The organism is Lysinibacillus sp. DFXJR4, from assembly GCF_057196045.1.
Map to the genome: position 1 here is coordinate 879,366 of NZ_JBXUNW010000001.1, position 18,304 is coordinate 897,669.

An 18,304-nucleotide genomic window follows, 5' to 3' on the forward strand; every position below is an offset into this window, starting at 1 on the left:
TGTCAAAAAAATGATTAGCAATGTGTCCTGACAATCTCAATATTGGCCAAAACTTTAAAAAACCAATTAGAATATTTGTATTTTTATAACCTTAATTGAGTTTATATAAAAAATACTTAAAAACTTCCGATATTCACATCATATTCAAAATAATTGCAGCGAAATCAGGGGGTATTCACAAATGGGAATGATCGGCTACTACATTGCTTTTCCGGAAGAAGAAATCCAGCAGCTTGCGGCTGGAACTAAAATGCTAGAGGACATGGATCCCTATAACAGAGAAAATCTTGATATTGATAAATCATGGCAGGCACTTTATTACGTACTTTGCGATGATATTTGCGATGGTGAGCCACCGCTTGGTTATGTCGTTCCGATGGATCAGGACAACTATTTGGAATTTGGAGATATTGGCGCCTTTTATTTAACTCTGCCACAACTTCGTGAAGCCTATCAAGCCATTGTGGCCATGACACGAGATGAACTTCTGGCTAAATACAACTATAACAAGATGCTTGAGGGAGATATTTATCCTCTATACGGCGACGGCGATGTGAAAGATGGAGAGGCAGAGCAATTTTTTGACTACCTATATAGTTATTTTAAAGATATTCGCAAGTTCTTTGCTGAAACCATATCTGAAGGCAAAGGACTAGTATTTTGTATTTCGTAATATCTGTGCATACTACAAAGTCTGGTAACACCTGCCAGACTTTTGCATAATAGAGAAGTATTCCGTTTTTCATTTTTTACTTATTGCGCTTTTCCCTCGAAAGTTACGTTCTATGCTTCACATAAAATCCTTCTCCCTTAGTGAAATTTTTACATCTACTAATCAAAGTTAGACAAATTTTAATAATCAATTCTAACCATTCCTTCCTTAGAGTATTTAAAAATTGAATTTACCCTTAAATTCATAAAATAAAATCCATTGATAGCTTTTTGTGCTTTTAAATTGAGAAAGATTATTTTTGAAAGTATTTATAGGATAAAAAATTGAATGAGTTATCTTTAAGTACTGAAATTCACATTTTTAATCAATCAGAATATGTTGGTGATTCTCCCTTATGATCTGTCTATGGTATCTCTATCGCTACTGAAAATAAATCTTGGAAAGGGCTGCACAAAAAAGCAATGTGAGGATCCCTATTCTTTAATGAACAGCTGATAACGATTCCGTATACAGCAAAGACACCTAGAATTTTTGATTAAAAAGTATAGAGGGCAATATCATACAAGAATGTGATTTCTACTTTTGCTATACTGGGCAGCAGGTAATCAAGAAGGGAGGCAGGCAAAACGTATGAAGCAGGAAATGAGAATAGTAAAATATGATGCCCAATTAAAGATTGAGGCCTATCATTTCAAGGGAATTATGCAAAAATTCCCTAATCATTTTCATGAATATTATGTGATTGGGTTTATAGAAAGTGGTAGACGACTTTTATCCTGCAAATCTAAGGAATATATCATTGAACCGGGAGATTTGTTGTTATTTAATCCCCGTGACAATCATGCTTGCGAGCAAATTGATGGTAAAACATTAGATTATCGCTGTATAAATATCCAACCTGAAGTGATGAGAAGGGCTGTCTTTGCTATTACAGGAGAAGAGCTACTACCATATTTTACTCCCCCAGTACTTTTTCATAATGAATGGGTAGCTGTACTTCAGGATCTACATCAGATGCTTATGCAGGAAGAAGCTTGCTTTAGAAAAGAGGAAGTTTTTTATTTTCTTTTAGAGCAGCTAATGGAAGAATATACGGAGCAGAGGATATCAACAAGTACTACAGCGCAAAGCACAAAAATAACAGCAATCTGTGAATTTTTAGAAAAACATTACATGGATAATATTATACTAGAGGACCTATGTAATCTAACAGGATTGAGTAAATACTATTTGCTTCGATCTTTTACCAAGCAAATGGGCATCTCTCCATACAGTTATTTAGAAACTATAAGAATAGATAAGGCGAAAAAAATGCTAGAGCATGGAATATTACCAATAGACGTGGCATTTAAGACAGGATTTACTGATCAAAGTCATTTTTCTAACTTTTTCAAGAAGTTTATAGGGCTTACACCAAAACAGTATATGAATATTTTTAAGGATGTACGGAACTGATCATAGAAAGGATTTATATGGATACAGAAAAAAAGATTAACGGACATTTTTTAGCAGTAATCACTATTTTTATTTGGGGTACAACCTTCATATCAACTAAGATCTTATTAGATACAATTTCACCTATTGAAATCTTATTTTTGAGATTTATCATTGGTTTCCTTGTTCTACTCCTTGTTTATCCTCACTGGTTTAGTGTGAAAGAAAAAAAACAGGAGCTGTATTTTGCAGGTGCAGGATTATGTGGTGTTACATTATATTATTTACTCGAAAATATAGCACTAACTTGTACCTTTGCATCCAATGTAGGTGTCATTATTTCAATAGCACCGTTTTTTACTGCCTTCCTTGCCCATTTATTTTTGAATGGTGAGAAATTAAGATACCAGTTTTTGATTGGTTTTGTAGTTGCACTAGTTGGTATTTTCTTTATTAGCTACAATGGAAGTAGCAACTTAAAACTAAATCCATTGGGAGATCTACTAGCTGTTTTAGCGGCGGCAGTATGGGCTATCTATTCTATACTGACCAAGAAAATTAGCGAGTTTCAGTATAATACGATTCAAACAACACGAAGAATTTTTTTCTATGGGTTAATTTTTATGATACCTACATTATTTATCGTTGGATATAAACCAAATATAAATCAACTAATGCAACCAATTAATCTATTGAATATCCTATTTTTAGGGGTGGGAGCATCTGCAATTTGTTTTGTAACGTGGAATTCTGCAGTAAAAATATTGGGTGCAATAAAAACTAGTGTTTATATCTATATGGTTCCCGTAATAACCGTTATTACTTCGGTACTTGTACTGAATGAAAGAATTACAGGATTCGCTATGATTGGAATCATACTTACTTTAGTAGGATTATTTATTTCCGAGAGTAAAGCTTTGCAATACAAACGTAGTGATTAGAGCAACTGTGAGGTTGCCTAAAATTGAAATATGGATTGGGATAAAGGTAGTATATTTAAAGCACTTGGCGACTCGACTCGGCGGATTATATTAGATGAACTTTCAGAACACAATGAGCGGACGCTATATGAACTTACGGCACAATTCGTTATGAAACATAACCTTGCCATTTCACGACAGGCGATAGCTAAACATCTTAAGACATTGGAGGATGCAGGGCTTGTAATTTCGAAACGAAAGGGAAAACATAGAGTACTCACATTTAACAAAGAACCACTAAGAAGTTTACTGGAAGAATGGTTAAATTAACATTATCACTAATGATGATGTATGAGTTTTGCAATTTGGAGCCAGATTGTTAGAAGTGAACCATATAGCGTAAAAATAGTAAGGAGGACAAAACATGTTGAAAATCATTATTACTAGTATATTCGTCCAAGATCAAGACAAAGCACTAGAATTTTATACAAAAACATTAGGCTTTGTAAAAAAGCATGACGTTCCCAGTGGAGCATACAGATGGATAACGATTGTTTCTCCTGATGAGGAAGGAAGTATCGAGCTTTTACTTGAACCTAATGAGCACCCTGCTGCGAAAGAGTATCAAGAGAAGCTATTTGCAGATGGTATTCCAGTAACTATGTTTGGTGTTGCAGATATTGACAAGGAGTACGAACGATTAGTCGAAAATGGCGTAAAGTTTACTATGAAACCGACAAAAATGGGGGAGATCACAATAGCTGTCTTTGACGATACATGTGGCAACCTTATTCAGATTATACAGCAGTAACTTTATGTTAATCTTAACCAATTTTTACGATGAGGTTATACAGGTCTAAATTTTACATTTTACATTTTACAATCGGGATGATTAATTGAAATAAAAGCGTGTTTGATCAATTTCAAAACACGCTTTTTCTATTTATTCATTCATCATGGGGATGTAATCATATTTTATTCTAAGTCTACGGTTAATAATTATTTTGATGTAGTAATAGAGGGAGAGAGAATTAAAGAATGCGTTCAAATTTATATATAGAGGTGCAGGAAATGCTTGGATTACCAATAGGAGGGTGTTTTTAGTTTCTTGGACAACTGAATGGGAAACGGAAATTAATTTAGATTTGGAAGTACAGCCGCACAAAATTCAAGTGAAAAGCCAATTATAGTTTAAGTAAACAAGTTTACATTTGAATTTTTATCAATATGTATGGGAGGTAAAGCTGATATGGCATTTGAAAATGTGGTTTATCCAGCATTTATAAGAATAGAGGAAGAAAGTTTCGGAGTTCATTTTCCAACATTACTTCCGGAATATGGGTGGGAGGTTTGCTTAAGCTCAGGCTCAACGAAAGAGGAAGCTATTCAAAAAGCAAAGAAGGCTTTAGCATATTTGTTAGCGGGTGCTCTATATGATAATGAAGATTTACCAAGTCAGGCACCCATTCCTGCTAATCTTGTAACAGAAGAGATGGAATTGGTTTTTATAAAAACATCTTATAGTGATTATGCGAAGGAAATTGAGGATCATTTACCTGGACGTCATTGGCATATCTATTTTAAAAGAGATGAGCAAAGTGAATTTCGAGCCGTTGCATATAAGAATAAACGAGGATTTTGGGATGTAAAGGTTGATGGTGATTTACCTATTAAAATCAAAAAAGAGAAGTTGTTAAGACTTTGTCCTACATACCCTGAAATTTGTAAAGTACAACGTCGTGTTGAGGCGGAAGAAGCATTTGATAGTTTTGTAATTAAAGTAAAAGAAATTTAGAGCGGTTATACGAACTCTAAAACAATTTATAGATAATACTTATTTAGTAATTGATGAGTAAGAAGCGATTGCCAAACATGCAATCGTTTTTTTTGTTGTTTGTTTTTTGATAAGAATAGTTAATTATTCATTCTCATCTCCTGTCAGGTTTTGTTGTTTTCTTAAATTTTTGCTCCTTCTATAAAAGGAGAATCTCCCGCAACAGGTAGAGAAAAAGGAAGACATCATTGATAATTAATTTTGTTGATAATAATTATCAATTAAAATTCCGATTAAGCTATATGTCGGATTAGGAAATGGACAGAGGAGTGATTTAACAAAGGGAGGTTAGAAGCTTTATATCATATAGATAGATTTTTATAAATAGTATTGTAATTTATTGTCAATTATGTAATGGAGGAGGAGGTACTATGGCGACAACAGGCGAAAAGTTGGAGCAACAGATTGATCCGCGACGATGGTATGCGCTGGCGGTCATTCTTCTTCCGATACTGCTAAATTCTTTGAATACCTATATGATTCAGGTCGCGTTGCCATTAATACAAAGTAGTTTAAACGCAAGTTTTACAGATGCTCAACTAATTATGACCTGTTTTTCGTTCAGTTTAGCCGTCGCATTGGTTATAAGTGGAAAACTTGGTGACATTTATGGCAGGAAGCGGCTTCTGCTTATTGGGGTGAGCGGATTCACGCTCATGTCTATGTTGGGAGGTTTTACATCCAGTTCGACAATCCTAATTGTCATTCGGATTGTGCAAGGAATTGCAGCAGCATTAATACAACCCCAAGTGCTTTCCATGATGCAGATAAATTTTCTATCGCGTGAAAAAGGTCTTGTCTTCAGTATTTACGGTGCTTTACTAGGGTTCGGATTTGCATTTGGACTTACATTGGGAGGCATTCTGGTTAATTGGAATGTATTTTCCTTAGGGTGGAGAACTGTATTTTTTTTCAATGTTCCCTTCGGTATTCTTGTTCTGCTATGTTTACCTCTGATCCAGGAATCGCATGGCAACCGCGCACAGAGAATTGATTGGACTGGTACAGCCTTCCTTATTAGCGGATTGTTTCTGCTAGTTTATCCGTTATCAGAGGGACAGAAACAGGGATGGTCACTTTGGATATGGGGATGTTTGATTTTATCGTTAGTGCTCCTGCTTGCATTTATTGTAGTGGAGGTTCATAAGCAAAAACAAGATGATGGACCACTTATCAATTTGATGATTTTTAAACAACGTTTATTTGGAGTGGGATTGCTTTCAGTTGTTTTTATTTATCTTAGCATGTTCTCCCTCTTTTTCATCTTGACATATTATTTGCAGTTTGGCTTACATTTTGATGCCCAAGCGACCAGTTTTGTTTTTCTACCACTAGGTGTCGGTTTTTTCCTAACTTCACTAATTTCATCCCGAGTGGTGGACAGATGGGGAATGGTTGTGATGAAAATTGGCGCGTTAATTACGGCAGGTTGTTGTTTTTTACTTATTTTATTATTGCATATTGATGCTACACATCTGTTGCATCTGCCATATAGTTTGACTCTACTAGTGTACGGGCTGGGACTCGGTCTAGTTACAACACCACTTACTAGAGTTGTGTTAAATACCATTCCAAGGGAAGAAGCAGGGACAGGTTCGGGCTTATTTAATACAGTAATGTATTTGGCCAATTCATTAGGAGTAGCATTGAGTAGTATTGTATTCACTGTTGCTTTAGGACATTCCTTGACAAATGCGACCATATCCAACTATGTAAGTGCATTTTCCGCCTCTTTAATGCTATGTGGAGGACTCTCTTTGTCTGCTTATGTTTGTCTTGTTTTCTTATTTAACCGACAAAACAAATAGAAATCAAATTGTATAAAATTAGGAGGGAGAATATATGTTTATGAGAAAATACGTCTCGATGTTTATGATTGTCATGCTTTGCTTGTTAATGTTATCTGCTTGCTCGCAAAAGACAGTTGAATATAAAAAGCCGAGTCAGAGTCTTACCGAAGCAACTCAAAGTAATTCGATTGGAAAAAGCCATTACCCGTTGACTTTAACGGTTTATGACGACACAGGGAAGGAAGTACAACAAACGATTGAAAAAGAACCGAAACGCATTGTGGTCATTGGGCAAGGTTTTGCAGAGTGGATGCTTGCTTTCGGAGAAGAAAAACGTATCGTTGGACTAGCTTATTTGGACAAATCCTTTTCAGAATATGAAGAACAAATTAAAAAACTTCCTATTATTACGGATATGTGGCCTTCAAAAGAGGCTATTTTGGAGTTGCAGCCGGATTTGATTATCTCGATGTCCTCTGCCTTCCAAAAAGAACGGATTGGGGATATTTCTTTTTGGAACAAGAGGGGCATACCAGTACTTTCTGGAATCAACTATACTACTGGTCGCACCATCGACAGCTTTTTTGAAGATATTACGAATCTAGGAAATGTACTGAACATCCAAGATAAGACGGAGGCTTTTGTAGACAAGCAAAAAGAACAGATTAACGATATTCAGACGAAAGCTGTGCTTGCAAAGGACAAGCCTAAAATTCTGTTGCTTGGAACTAGTGGAGAAACGACTTATTATTATGGTCCAACACTTTGTCTCATTGATGAAATGATTGAAGGTGCAGGAGGAGAGTATATTCAAGTGTCTAAGGAAACATATGTAGAGATGTCTGAGGAATCGATTCTATCCGTAAATCCGGATAAAATTATCATTACTGGATTTCAAAAATCAGATAGTGAAGCTTTGATTAATCAATACTTGAACAATCCAAAGCTGAAAAATGCGACGGCAATTAAAAATGGAAATGTAAAAGTTGTCGAATATACGACAGCTGTTCGTGGAAGTCTTGGGCTTACAGATTTGTATAAGGATGTTGCCCAATATATTCATCCTGAACTGTTTAAAGGAGAATAGACATGATAACCACACAAAGAAGTATGGAAAGATGGAAAGATAAACGTTACCTGTCCTCAACAATTATAGTGATACTATTCATTGTACTTGCTTTATCCGTCGTTGTTTCGGTTTCAATTGGACAAGTATCTATTCCCTATAATCAATCTTTTTGGATTTTAGTGGAGCATATCACAGGATTACATACTAGCCACATCATCGAAGATGCAGATGGCATGTTTCTAGATGTGATATGGCAAATTCGCTTTCCACGAGTGTTATTGGCTATGGTAACGGGTGCAGGTTTAGCGCTATGTGGAACTATCATGCAGGCATCAGTTCAAAATCCATTGGCTGACCCATTTATACTAGGAATATCTTCTGGCGCTTCATTGGGTGCAACGTTCTCCATTATGCTTGGGTTTGGAGTAGGAGGCATCTTAGGAGAGCTTAGCGTTGCGACATGGGCATTTATCGGAGCTTTATGCGCAGCAGTTCTTGTTTTGGGTTTGGCTAGCATCGGCGGTAAAACCTCCTCAGTGAAACTAATTTTAGCTGGAACTGTCATTAATGCGTTATGTAGTGCATTTTCAAACTTTATTATTTACTTTGCTAAAAACACAGAGGGTATTCGCTCCATTTCTTTCTGGACAATGGGAAGCTTGGCCTCTGCAGAATGGGGAACACTTCCATTTGTAACAGCGGTGGTTCTTGTGGCAGGGTTATTTTTTCTGTTCCAATTTCGAGTTCTTAATACCATGCTGATGGGGGAGGAAACAGCGGTTACGTTAGGAATTAATCTAAATTATTATAGACGATTGTATATGATAATCTCATCAATTATCACCGGCATGCTTGTCTCAACTTGTGGAATTATCGGGTTTGTAGGTCTTATTGTTCCCCATATAGTGCGTAGTGTTGTCGGATCCAATCATAAGCGACTTGTACCTGTTGCTCTTCTGTTTGGTTCATTATTCATGATATGGGCGGATGTATTTGCACGAACAATAATTCTTAATGGAGAATTACCACTTGGAATTGTTACATCGCTTTTGGGTGCACCAGTCTTTATGTACATGTTAATCAAAAAAAGTTATGGATTCGGGGGAAACTAAATTGAATCTATCGGCAGAACATATATCAGTAACGCTATCAGGAGTAGACATTGTAAAAGATATTAGTCTTCATGTGGAAAATGGACAATTTGTTGGACTTATTGGACCTAACGGATGCGGGAAATCAACGTTATTGAAAAGTATTTATAAAGTCATTAAACCGCAAAAGGGTTTTGTATTTTTAGGACAGAAGGATGTTCTTAACTCATCCACGCGTATGATTTCAAAGGAGATGGGGGTAGTAGGGCAATTTAATGAATTAAGTTTTGATTTCACCGTTCATGAGATGGTAATGATGGGAAGAACGCCACATAAACATCTGATGGAATCCGATAACAGAAAGGATTATCAGATTGTCGCGGATGCGCTAAATAAAGTTAACTTGTCTGAGTATGCAGACAGAAGCTATTTGACATTATCAGGTGGAGAGAAGCAACGTGTGATACTTGCAAGAGCGATAGCACAGCAGCCTCAATTTTTAATTCTTGATGAGCCAACAAATCATCTAGATATTAAATATCAACTTCAGATTTTAAAGGTTGTCAAATCACTAAACATAGGTGTTCTTGGGGCTTTGCATGATCTTACAATGGCAGCCATGTATTGCGATATTCTTTATGTAATTAAACAAGGTCAAATTATAGCATCAGGAAAGCCTGAAGAAATATTGACCAAGGAGCTTATTGAAATGGTCTATGAAATAGATTGTGAGGTTTACTCAAATCCAATTACCGGGGATATGGCAATTACTTATATAACATAGAGTATAAAAAAGTGCTCCTTGAATTTGATAATCTACACTGGATATAACACTGGCTTGACATGTAATTGTCAAGCCATTTTACCGTTCATATTTAATTTTATGGTGTGAAGCGGTTTTTTAGCTTGTTATCCTCTACATCCAATTGACTAATCCGTTTAATAAGATCACTTGGATTACAACCATAATGCTTGCGAAAAGCAGTTGTGAAATTGCTGGCATTACTATAACCAACAGACGCTGCGGCTTCGCCTACATTTAAACGCTCTACTTCTAAATACCAAAGTGCTTTCTCCATTCTTTTTTGCCGCACAAGCTCAAAGATTGTCATGCCAAACAATTCACGAAATCCTTTTTTTAGCTTAAATTCATTCATTTCAATACGCTTGGATAATGCACGAATAGATAGTGGTTGTTCAAAATGCTCCTGCACTAATTCATGAGCTAGTTCTAGTTTGGAAATATCACTGCGACGCAGCATCATATTTCCTCCAACATGACCATATCCATCTGACTCTCCAAATAGTGCTAAAAATTCTAGAGCCTTACTTTCTAAATACAAACGTTTCATTGTCCCAAAATGTTTACAATGTATCATTTCAGAAACACATCTTTGGATGGCAGGCGTATTCGGATATTGATCAATATTTCCACGGTGATGATTCAGCCATTTCTCCATTTTACGTTTCTCCGTCACATCCTCAGCATAGCGTAGCAATTCAACAGGAGTAAACCTGATTTCAAGAAGCTGATTTCGAATGTCTGCTTTTTTTTCCTCATAGACTCGAACGTCTTCCAAAAAAAGAACATTCCCTGTTTGGGCAATTGTTAGGCTATTCTTCCCATTCCAATCACAATGAATTTCTCCGTTAACACAGTAACTCAATTCAAATAATTGGCAAGATTCCTGAATATGAAGTTTCATATCCTGCTGGAATGTGACGTCTGTCAACATAATCTCCATACCTGGACGAATCTTAGTTCTAATCAGATTTCCCTTGCCTATATGAGATGGAATGGTGAGTTGTTGTTCCCAGTTTCTTTGCTGGACGTGTCCTTCGACCATTTCCGTAAATTGATCAAATAAATCATGAATCTTAGTAACGTTTAAAGTCAATTTATCTATCAACTCCTTTTCTATATTTTTTATATTTCATAAAAGGAGTCTATGATTACCACAAATGATAATTGTCGTATAAACTAAACTATTTAGTCAGAGAAGAGGGAAATATGACAGTAGTGTTTGAATCATGCTACGGGCTTATTAGTATATTTTTTCTTATTCAGTTTTTATGCAGATAATTAGAATGAAAATGATTATTATTATCATTCATAAGTATACTTGAAACTTCTTAATAGTTCAATAATGATGAAAGTTAATTTCAGACAATGGATTGAGGTTAAAAAGTTAATTTATTAATATAATAACAATTAAGAGAGTAACTAGTATCAGATATTCTCTATTGAAGGTAATTTTATTCTTATAATTTATAATTACAGTTATTAAGAAAGGTTGATAGCATGAGTAAGAGCTTTATTATTTTTGGAGCTAGTCAAGGATTAGGTGATGCATTTGTAAAGGGTTTACCTATAAAGGGTGATACGGTATGGATGGTGTCACGTACACGACCAAATAGTTTAGATCTAAATGATGGAGTAATTCGTAAGTGGCTCTCAATCGATTTATCTAGTCAACAACAAATTACTATTTTAAAAGAAACGTTACAAGGGATTGCCATCGATGTATTAATTTATAATGTTGGGGTATGGGAAAAGCGTGGTTTTGAGGATGACTATACATTTGATCAGGATGAAGTAGCAGATATTTCAAACCTAATCAACATTAATCTAACTTCCACTATTACCTATATACAAGCACTATTACCTAACTTAAGACAGGCGAAAAATGGGAAAATAATTTTAATTGGTTCAACGGCAGGTTTAGATCATACGAATAATGCACAAGTTTCGTTTGTCACATCTAAATTTGGCTTACGGGGAATAACAAATGCGCTACGTGAACATGTAAGAAAAGATAGGATCTCCGTAACATGCATTAATCCAGGAGAGCTTGCTGCAGAAGTACCCTATGAAGAAGGTGCAGAAAAGGCCATTCTTTTATATGAAGGTACTCGTATTCCTGTTCAGGATATTGTGTCTATTGTCCAATGTGTGATAAATTTATCACCTGTTTCATGTGTAAAGGAAATTAATATCCCAGCTATAACAGATTTAAATGCTTGATTGTTTTTATTGGTCAGCTAGCAGTGAATGGGTTCTCTTTTCATCTGCTTGTATAAATACAATACATAATTCCTCAAGTGAACCGAATATGATTAGAGCTTCAAAATCAAGGAAGTTGTAAAAGAATCATGGGCTCTTATAAAACAGCGTAGTTTAATGGGTGAAGTTTTGGGATTCTTCACAAAACTATGGTTGGAGTTAATCATATTTTGCTATGGAAGAAAAACGAAAACTCCGTATCGAGATTGTTGTTCAGACAAACCACGAGAGGAGTTTTCGCATTGCTCCAGATTATCAAAAAGCTATACTCTTTACCTTTTAAACTAGATTAAATAATGATTATTTTGTGATTTTTAATTTTATTCGAAAACTATCATCTTACTTAGCATTCTTTTTCCTTATAACATATATGTATATCATTGGGAATAAGTATAAGATTTTAACGAAAATAGTATGATATATTCACTGTAGGGAATTTAAGTAAAAGGAGAGTGGTCAAATGAATAAAATAGTTTTCCCAATACTAATAGTTATTATTTTGACTGGATGCAATGTACTACCAACTGGTATTCATAAACAACCAGAAGGTCAAATTATTTTTGATGGGGAGCATTTTAATATGTTACCAAGTAAATATGAGTGGAAAGAGGACGATGTTGAAGTAACATTAAAAGGGTCTCCTAATATTAGCGAAATAGCAGATAACTTCGAAACTTTAGAAGTCCAAAAAGGGGATGTTTTAAAATTTAAAATTGATAACAATCCAAACTCCATTACTGCAACTAAAATGAATGAAGATGGCACAATTGAAAATGTTGAAATTAAAGATGAAAAAATAACTATGCCATCTAAAGAAGGGTATTATATATATGAACTTAATGCTATATGGAATAAAGGAAAAGAATCTTTTGTTTTTGATGTTAATGTAAAATAATTAAAGATCCTCCAAATTCTCAATTAAGCAAGCATAAGAAAAATAGAACTTTACAAAAAAACTGATACTAAGATCATTGTGCCTCAAAATTCGTCTCGAAGATATATATGCGTTCGCTTAACGGCGGTAATGGGAGGGGGCCTACTCGATTTGAGCTTGTAAAAAAAAGAGTATACAAAAGTCAGTCAATCTTGTTCATTTTGTCCGAACTCAAAGCAGCCCCAATTTAGTTCTCATTCATTCTTGTTTTAACTTCAATATTTTCATGGTTTTCCAGTTTATGAAACTGATAATCCGTTCATAAAACAATAAACAATTTCTTCCTCTAACTGACTTAATGGACGATTAAGTTGAGTTGACAGCTCATTAACCAAATTCAAGTGGTTGCTTTGATGCTTCTCTGCTAAATCACATATTAACTTTAATGCATTTATATAACCGATAAACTGCTCTTTCGTTAATGGGAGTTCATGCGAAAGCACATAGATATCGGCATCAAACATTTCAATACTTTCTATGAGATGTCTAACATGATCGATTTTATATAGTGGTTGTTGTGTGTAAATACTTGGATACAGGCAGTCCCCTAAGAAAAGTACTTTTTCTTCCTCTACAAAAATGATTGAGGAGTCATCAGAATGATCCCCACCTACATGTTGGACGACACATCGAACTCCACCTAAATCAATTTCCATTTTTTCTTTAAAAGTAATATTAGGTAAAGTGATGGTAATATTTCTGTCCACGCCATATTCCTTTTTTATCATTTCAGAACAAAACTCAATCTCTAAGCCTTTTTCCACACGATTATCTAAGGCTTCGTCAGACCAATCATAATCTATTATGTTTTCAAGATACTTTTTTGTGTTTTCATGTGCTATTGTTAATAAATTCATTTTATTTGTTCCAAAGCTATGATCCCAATGCCAATGTGTTAAGACGACAGAATGATAATTAGCGATTTGATACTGGTCTAGTGCATCAAGAAATAACTGAGCATGCTTGTCAGAATTTCCTGCATCTATAATTAAAGTTTGGTGTATCCCACATATGGCAGACAGTATTGGTCGATCTGTTTCAGGATCAGGAGGTAAATAGTGTACGCGATTAGTGAGTTGCTTTAAATTTTTCTCCATGAGCTTAACTCCCTTTGTTGTTATTTGTTCCGACAATCTTATCTAATGTGTCCAAAACATTTTTTAACTCGTTTAAACTTACCTTCGAATAATATTTTTCTACGAGAATATCGTCAATTTTTTTTAGAAGCTCTCGAAACTCTTGACCCCTATTCCCAAGAGATATTAAAGTCTCTCTACGGTTTATTGAATTCTCCTGCCGAACTATCATTTTCATTTCATCCAGCTTTGAAATAACTTGGCTAACTGCACTTTTAGAAATATCAAAATGATTGGCAATATCATTCGCAATTACTGGCTCATTACGAATGATATAAAACATGATCACTTCTTGCTGAGGGGTTAAATGAAAGTTCTCCAATTCCTCAACTTCTTTGGTTTCTTTTAAAACTATCAATTTGAATTGCTCAAATTTTTGATTAATTTTGTCGATAAGTATTAAATAATCATGCATAGTTGTATCATCCTTCATTTTATTTATTAAGTTAAGTTTACTTAACTGTTTGATATTTGTCAATCATTAGGGGTATTTGAGATAAAATGGTGATTGAGATTTATTTTTCTTTTCAGCAGACGTTATGTGGATTTGGTAGAGGAAAAATTCCAAATCCACATTTTCTAGTGGGATAAGCGTTAGAGTCTATTCCAAATAAACATAAATTGTGCTGCATCAGATTCGAGGGCAATTTGATGATATTCTGTCGATTCATCATCTGTAATCAAACGCCCTTTTTGAACATTTAAGATAGCATGTTTAACAGATTCAGGATGTTCAATCGAATAATGAGAATCTTTTAGGAGGGTTAGGGCAGATCGGCATTTATGTTTATCGATGCGTTCATTTTTTCCTTTGAAATACAGCTTAATTAGATAGGGGATATCATCGATGATTAAACCGAGTTCAGGGTTTGAACGTACGGTTAATTCATCACAATACCAATTGGACTTACCAGGCTCAAACCACTGTACTCTTTTATTTTTAAAAAATTTTAAATAGGCTTTTACAGCTTCTTGGTAATTCTTCTGACGTGCAGGGATGGCATCGTCTATGATGGTAAGTAAATAGGAATCATTATATCGATTTTCGTGGTATTTTTTTAAGCCTTCGCGTAATGCTCTCCAATAATCTTTAATCGGATGATAGTCCCCCTGGTACTTAATGTCCTTCACAAACTTTGTCTTGGCAGCACTTCCCTTCATCGTGAAATCAGTAAATTGTGTTAAACCAATGGATGGCTTTGTGATAATCGTCACCTTACATCACCCTTCTTTTATCAAAATCCAATTGTTATAGATTAATATTATATTGGTAAGAGCAAATTTTTATGAGAAATCCAAAGGAATGGGGTTGCTATTCATACAACCAGTTGTCATTTTGTAGCAGCAACTGGTTGTTTTAATTTCTTGCATTTGGATGTGGGTACGATATTTGGATATTTTTTATCGTTGCAGTTAATTTTCTATTAAAAAAATTATAAAAATAGAATAGTATTTATTCTTTTGTTTTGAAATTTCTGACAAAAAAACATTTAAAATTGGGAAATAGTGTATCGTTATGCATTGAAATAATGTTTATGCATTTTTTTATACAAGAAAGAATCTATGTTTTTAATAATCCAAACTGTATAAAAATTTAAAAAAATGTTGGGTTGAGTCAATTTTTCATTTTCTTTATACTGTGAAAGTAATTATTCGAGAGGAGAAAATATCATGAACAAAGAAGTTACAATTATTGGGGTGCCTATGGATTTTGGTCAAACTAGAAGAGGGGTTGATATGGGGCCAAGCGCTATTAGATATGCTGGGTTAACAGATCGACTTGAAGGCCTTGGCTATTCGATTGATGACGAAGGGGATTTAAATATTAAAATAGTAAATGAAAGCAAAGAAACTGAAATAACGACTAACTTAAAAAATTTAAAAACTGTAGCAGAGGCTAATGGCAAGCTTGGTCAAAAAGTAGATCAAGTCATTTCCTCAAATCGCTTTCCGTTAGTTTTAGGAGGAGATCATAGTATCGCCATTGGAACATTAGCAGGGGTCTCAAAGCATTATGAGAATTTAGGTGTCATTTGGTATGATGCCCATGGTGATCTAAACACAGGTGAAACCTCTCCCTCAGGCAATATACATGGGATGTCCTTGGCTGTAAGCTTAGGTCTTGGTCATCCTGCACTCACTAATATTGGAGGCTATGGTCCAAAAGTAAAGCCTGAAAATGTCGTGATTATTGGTGCCCGTGACTTAGATCCAGGAGAAAAGCAGCTTATTAAAGAACAAGGTATAAAAGTATATACCATGCATGAAATCGATCGATTAGGTATGACAACAGTTATGTCAGAAACGATTAATTATTTGAAGGAACGTACAGATGGCGTCCATTTATCCCTAGATTTAGATGGTCTTGATCCAAATGATGCACCAGGTGTAGGAACTCCAGTTGCAGGTGGCATCAGCTATCGTGAAAGCCATTTAGCTATGGAAATGCTATCAGAGGCGAATATCATTACCTCTGCAGAGTTTGTAGAGACAAACCCAGTATTAGATAAATATAATAAAACAGCTATCGCTGCAGTCGCTTTAATCAGCTCTTTATTCGGCGATAGATTACTTTAAATTATGGATAAGGGCAATAAATTATCCCATAAAGGAAGAACTTTTCTTAGAATAGTAGGTCGCCACAACCAAATGTAAGAAAATAGCTCTCCCTCAATTAAGTTTACAATAGAAAGGGCGACAGCTCTAGGTAATCACTAGCATTAATTTTGTCAGAATATTGACAGTTCTTTAAATATATTAAATTAATAACCTAATTATTATTAAAATTTCTAATAGTTATCTTCATGCACTTAAAAAAGAAAGTGCTTACAAGATAATTTGCGTAAGGAGTTTTTATATGGCAGCAGAACAATATGAATTAAAAAGAAGCATGAAAGCAAGACACTTATTTATGATCTCACTTGGCGGATGTATAGGAACTGGTTTCTTTCTTGGGTCAGGCTACACTATTCATCAAGCTGGACCAACTGGTGCCATTCTTTCGTATTTAGTTGGCGGATTAGTCATGTATTTAACAATGCTATGTTTAGGTGAATTGTCTGTTGCTATGCCAGTATCAGGTTCATTCCAAACATACACGACGAAATTTATAGGTCCTGCTACTGGTTTTGCTGTCGGCTGGCTGTACTGGCTAGGCTGGGCAGTAACTGTTGCACTCGAATTTTTAGGGGCTGGACAACTTATGCAAAGATGGTTCCCTGAATCACCCGTATGGATGTGGTGCCTACTATTTGCTGCACTGCTCTTTGTATTGAATGGTTTATCAGCAAAAGCGTTCGGTGAAGCAGAATTTGTTTTCTCAAGCATTAAAATATTGGCCATTATTATGTTCCTTGCAGTTGGTGGGGCGGCCATGTTTGGTTTAATTGATATAAAAGATGGAACAGAAGCACCATTTCTTTCTCATTTTTATGAGGGAGGGCTATTTCCAAATGGCGTATCAGCCTTGCTTATTACCATGATTACTGTGAATTTTTCATTCCAGGGTACTGAATTAATTGGTATTGCGGCAGGGGAGAGTGAAAATCCTGAAAAGACAATCCCTAAATCAATTAAACAAACAGTTTGGCGGACGCTTTTCTTCTTTGTGTTATCTGTCGTTGTACTAGCAGGTATGATACCTATGGAAAAAGCAGGAGTTGTTGAAAGTCCATTTGTTGTTGTGCTAGATAGTATAGGAATTCCGTATGCTGCAGATATCATGAATTTTGTTATTCTGACAGCGCTATTATCTGTCGCTAACTCTGGACTTTATGCAGCAACACGTATGCTATTCTCTCTTTCTGTTGAAAAGATGGCAAGCCCCGTTTTAGGGAAGGTGAATAAAAGAGGGATTCCTATGAATGCATTACTAATTACACTTGCTGTGGCTGGTTTGTCATTGCTATCAAGTGTATTCGCTGCAAAAACAGTGTTTGTTTGGCTTTTATCTCTAGCAGGCTTAGGCGCACAAATTGGTTGGATTGCAATTACGGCCTCCCAAATTGCGTTTAGAAGATCCTATATACGTCAAGGTGGAAAAGTGGAAGATTTAAAATTCAAAGCCCCACTCTACCCACTCGTTCCAATTTTAGGTTTAGTAGCAAACTGTATTGTCATGGGAAGCTTGGCATTTGATCCATCTCAACGACTAGCTCTATATTGTGGAGGAGCATTCTTTATTGGCTGTTATATCGTTTATTATGTAAAGGTAAAGAAAGTTACAAATTTAAAAATTAATCAACAAGAAGTACAGTTAAAATTAGAGCAAAAAATGTATCTATAAGCTAGATGGAGACACTGAATGCCTCAAGATAACACAGTCATGTAGGTTTGTAATAAAGTTTGATTAAATTAATG

General features: G+C 35.2%; 18 protein-coding genes. 14 read left to right on the forward strand and 4 right to left on the reverse strand.

Annotated features, from left to right (window positions below; all coding sequences use genetic code 11):
* Positions 1-181: 181 nt before the first annotated feature.
* The 10 genes from AC2CGN_RS04490 to AC2CGN_RS04535 all read left to right on the forward strand — a co-directional run bounded on the left by AC2CGN_RS04490 (position 182) and on the right by AC2CGN_RS04535 (position 9,595).
* On the forward strand, positions 182-673 hold the full coding sequence (locus AC2CGN_RS04490) for a YfbM family protein (protein WP_429981190.1): 492 nt from the start codon (positions 182-184) through the stop codon (positions 671-673).
* 630 nt (positions 674-1,303) lie between these two features.
* Positions 1,304-2,128 carry a helix-turn-helix domain-containing protein gene (locus tag AC2CGN_RS04495; RefSeq protein WP_429986943.1) on the forward strand — a complete coding sequence of 275 codons (825 nt, stop codon included), beginning with the start codon at positions 1,304-1,306 and terminating at the stop codon, positions 2,126-2,128.
* Positions 2,129-2,145: 17 nt separating this feature from the next.
* Complete coding sequence (locus AC2CGN_RS04500; RefSeq protein WP_484512389.1) at positions 2,146-3,048, forward strand: DMT family transporter; 903 nt, start codon at positions 2,146-2,148, stop codon at positions 3,046-3,048.
* Positions 3,049-3,078: 30 nt separating this feature from the next.
* A complete protein-coding gene (locus tag AC2CGN_RS04505) occupies positions 3,079-3,357 on the forward strand; it encodes an ArsR/SmtB family transcription factor (RefSeq protein ID WP_484512391.1) in 279 nt (92 codons plus the stop codon).
* 97 nt (positions 3,358-3,454) lie between these two features.
* Positions 3,455-3,838 (forward strand): VOC family protein, encoded by a 384-nt coding sequence (locus tag AC2CGN_RS04510; protein WP_484513153.1) that lies wholly within the window; start codon positions 3,455-3,457, stop codon positions 3,836-3,838.
* Between the two features lie 438 nt (positions 3,839-4,276).
* Positions 4,277-4,822 (forward strand): type II toxin-antitoxin system HicB family antitoxin, encoded by a 546-nt coding sequence (locus AC2CGN_RS04515; RefSeq protein ID WP_484512393.1) that lies wholly within the window; start codon positions 4,277-4,279, stop codon positions 4,820-4,822.
* 410 nt (positions 4,823-5,232) lie between these two features.
* Entirely contained in the window at positions 5,233-6,669 is a 1,437-nt protein-coding gene (locus AC2CGN_RS04520; protein WP_484512395.1) for an MFS transporter, read from the forward strand.
* A gap of 34 nt (positions 6,670-6,703) precedes the next feature.
* Complete coding sequence (locus AC2CGN_RS04525; protein WP_484512396.1) at positions 6,704-7,738, forward strand: ABC transporter substrate-binding protein; 1,035 nt, start codon at positions 6,704-6,706, stop codon at positions 7,736-7,738.
* A gap of 2 nt (positions 7,739-7,740) precedes the next feature.
* Positions 7,741-8,832, forward strand: coding sequence for a FecCD family ABC transporter permease (locus tag AC2CGN_RS04530; protein ID WP_484512398.1), 1,092 nt, complete (start codon positions 7,741-7,743; stop codon positions 8,830-8,832).
* A 1-nt stretch (position 8,833) separates the two neighbouring features.
* A complete protein-coding gene (locus AC2CGN_RS04535; RefSeq protein ID WP_484512400.1) occupies positions 8,834-9,595 on the forward strand; it encodes an ABC transporter ATP-binding protein in 762 nt (253 codons plus the stop codon).
* 97 nt (positions 9,596-9,692) lie between these two features.
* Here AC2CGN_RS04535 and AC2CGN_RS04540 read toward each other — a convergent pair whose 3' ends face one another.
* Positions 9,693-10,709 (reverse strand): helix-turn-helix transcriptional regulator, encoded by a 1,017-nt coding sequence (locus AC2CGN_RS04540; protein WP_429981198.1) that lies wholly within the window; start codon positions 10,707-10,709, stop codon positions 9,693-9,695.
* A 404-nt stretch (positions 10,710-11,113) separates the two neighbouring features.
* Here AC2CGN_RS04540 and AC2CGN_RS04545 point away from each other — a divergent pair, with 404 nt between their 5' ends.
* Together AC2CGN_RS04545 and AC2CGN_RS04550 are read left to right on the forward strand one after the other, a co-directional pair.
* Positions 11,114-11,836, forward strand: a complete 723-nt coding sequence (locus tag AC2CGN_RS04545; RefSeq protein WP_484512402.1) for an SDR family NAD(P)-dependent oxidoreductase — start codon at positions 11,114-11,116, stop codon at positions 11,834-11,836.
* 499 nt (positions 11,837-12,335) lie between these two features.
* Positions 12,336-12,770 (forward strand): membrane lipoprotein lipid attachment site-containing protein, encoded by a 435-nt coding sequence (locus AC2CGN_RS04550; RefSeq protein WP_484512404.1) that lies wholly within the window; start codon positions 12,336-12,338, stop codon positions 12,768-12,770.
* Positions 12,771-13,048: 278 nt separating this feature from the next.
* On the opposite strand, the gene AC2CGN_RS04555 is transcribed toward AC2CGN_RS04550, so the two are convergent.
* From AC2CGN_RS04555 to AC2CGN_RS04565, 3 genes are all read right to left on the reverse strand, one after another.
* Positions 13,049-13,906: an MBL fold metallo-hydrolase gene (locus tag AC2CGN_RS04555; RefSeq protein WP_484512406.1), complete on the reverse strand. Its 858-nt coding sequence runs from the start codon at positions 13,904-13,906 to the stop codon at positions 13,049-13,051.
* Positions 13,907-13,910: 4 nt separating this feature from the next.
* On the reverse strand, positions 13,911-14,360 hold the full coding sequence (locus tag AC2CGN_RS04560; RefSeq protein WP_429984926.1) for a MarR family winged helix-turn-helix transcriptional regulator: 450 nt from the start codon (positions 14,358-14,360) through the stop codon (positions 13,911-13,913).
* Between the two features lie 179 nt (positions 14,361-14,539).
* Entirely contained in the window at positions 14,540-15,106 is a 567-nt protein-coding gene (locus tag AC2CGN_RS04565; RefSeq protein ID WP_484513155.1) for a hypothetical protein, read from the reverse strand.
* 510 nt (positions 15,107-15,616) lie between these two features.
* Here AC2CGN_RS04565 and rocF point away from each other — a divergent pair.
* Together rocF and AC2CGN_RS04575 are read left to right on the forward strand one after the other, a co-directional pair.
* Positions 15,617-16,522 carry an arginase gene (gene rocF, locus AC2CGN_RS04570; protein WP_484512408.1) on the forward strand — a complete coding sequence of 302 codons (906 nt, stop codon included), beginning with the start codon at positions 15,617-15,619 and terminating at the stop codon, positions 16,520-16,522.
* Positions 16,523-16,802: 280 nt separating this feature from the next.
* Positions 16,803-18,230 carry an amino acid permease gene (locus tag AC2CGN_RS04575; protein WP_484512410.1) on the forward strand — a complete coding sequence of 476 codons (1,428 nt, stop codon included), beginning with the start codon at positions 16,803-16,805 and terminating at the stop codon, positions 18,228-18,230.
* The last annotated feature ends 74 nt before the right edge of the window (positions 18,231-18,304 follow it).

What these genes read in the sequence shown, in the direction of transcription:
- AC2CGN_RS04515 (WP_484512393.1), top strand. Translation starts at nt 4,277, where the DNA reads ATGGCATTTGAAAATGTGGTTTATCCAGCATTTATAAGAATAGAGGAA.
- AC2CGN_RS04500 (WP_484512389.1), top strand. Translation starts at nt 2,146, where the DNA reads ATGGATACAGAAAAAAAGATTAACGGACATTTTTTAGCAGTAATCACT.
- AC2CGN_RS04530 (WP_484512398.1), top strand. Translation starts at nt 7,741, where the DNA reads ATGATAACCACACAAAGAAGTATGGAAAGATGGAAAGATAAACGTTAC.
- AC2CGN_RS04545 (WP_484512402.1), top strand. Translation starts at nt 11,114, where the DNA reads ATGAGTAAGAGCTTTATTATTTTTGGAGCTAGTCAAGGATTAGGTGAT.
- AC2CGN_RS04490 (WP_429981190.1), top strand. Translation starts at nt 182, where the DNA reads ATGGGAATGATCGGCTACTACATTGCTTTTCCGGAAGAAGAAATCCAG.
- AC2CGN_RS04565 (WP_484513155.1), bottom strand. Translation starts at nt 15,106, where the DNA reads ATGAAGGGAAGTGCTGCCAAGACAAAGTTTGTGAAGGACATTAAGTAC.
- AC2CGN_RS04520 (WP_484512395.1), top strand. Translation starts at nt 5,233, where the DNA reads ATGGCGACAACAGGCGAAAAGTTGGAGCAACAGATTGATCCGCGACGA.
- AC2CGN_RS04505 (WP_484512391.1), top strand. Translation starts at nt 3,079, where the DNA reads ATGGATTGGGATAAAGGTAGTATATTTAAAGCACTTGGCGACTCGACT.
- AC2CGN_RS04555 (WP_484512406.1), bottom strand. Translation starts at nt 13,906, where the DNA reads ATGGAGAAAAATTTAAAGCAACTCACTAATCGCGTACACTATTTACCT.
- rocF (WP_484512408.1), top strand. Translation starts at nt 15,617, where the DNA reads ATGAACAAAGAAGTTACAATTATTGGGGTGCCTATGGATTTTGGTCAA.
- AC2CGN_RS04495 (WP_429986943.1), top strand. Translation starts at nt 1,304, where the DNA reads ATGAAGCAGGAAATGAGAATAGTAAAATATGATGCCCAATTAAAGATT.
- AC2CGN_RS04550 (WP_484512404.1), top strand. Translation starts at nt 12,336, where the DNA reads ATGAATAAAATAGTTTTCCCAATACTAATAGTTATTATTTTGACTGGA.
- AC2CGN_RS04575 (WP_484512410.1), top strand. Translation starts at nt 16,803, where the DNA reads ATGGCAGCAGAACAATATGAATTAAAAAGAAGCATGAAAGCAAGACAC.
- AC2CGN_RS04525 (WP_484512396.1), top strand. Translation starts at nt 6,704, where the DNA reads ATGTTTATGAGAAAATACGTCTCGATGTTTATGATTGTCATGCTTTGC.
- AC2CGN_RS04560 (WP_429984926.1), bottom strand. Translation starts at nt 14,360, where the DNA reads ATGCATGATTATTTAATACTTATCGACAAAATTAATCAAAAATTTGAG.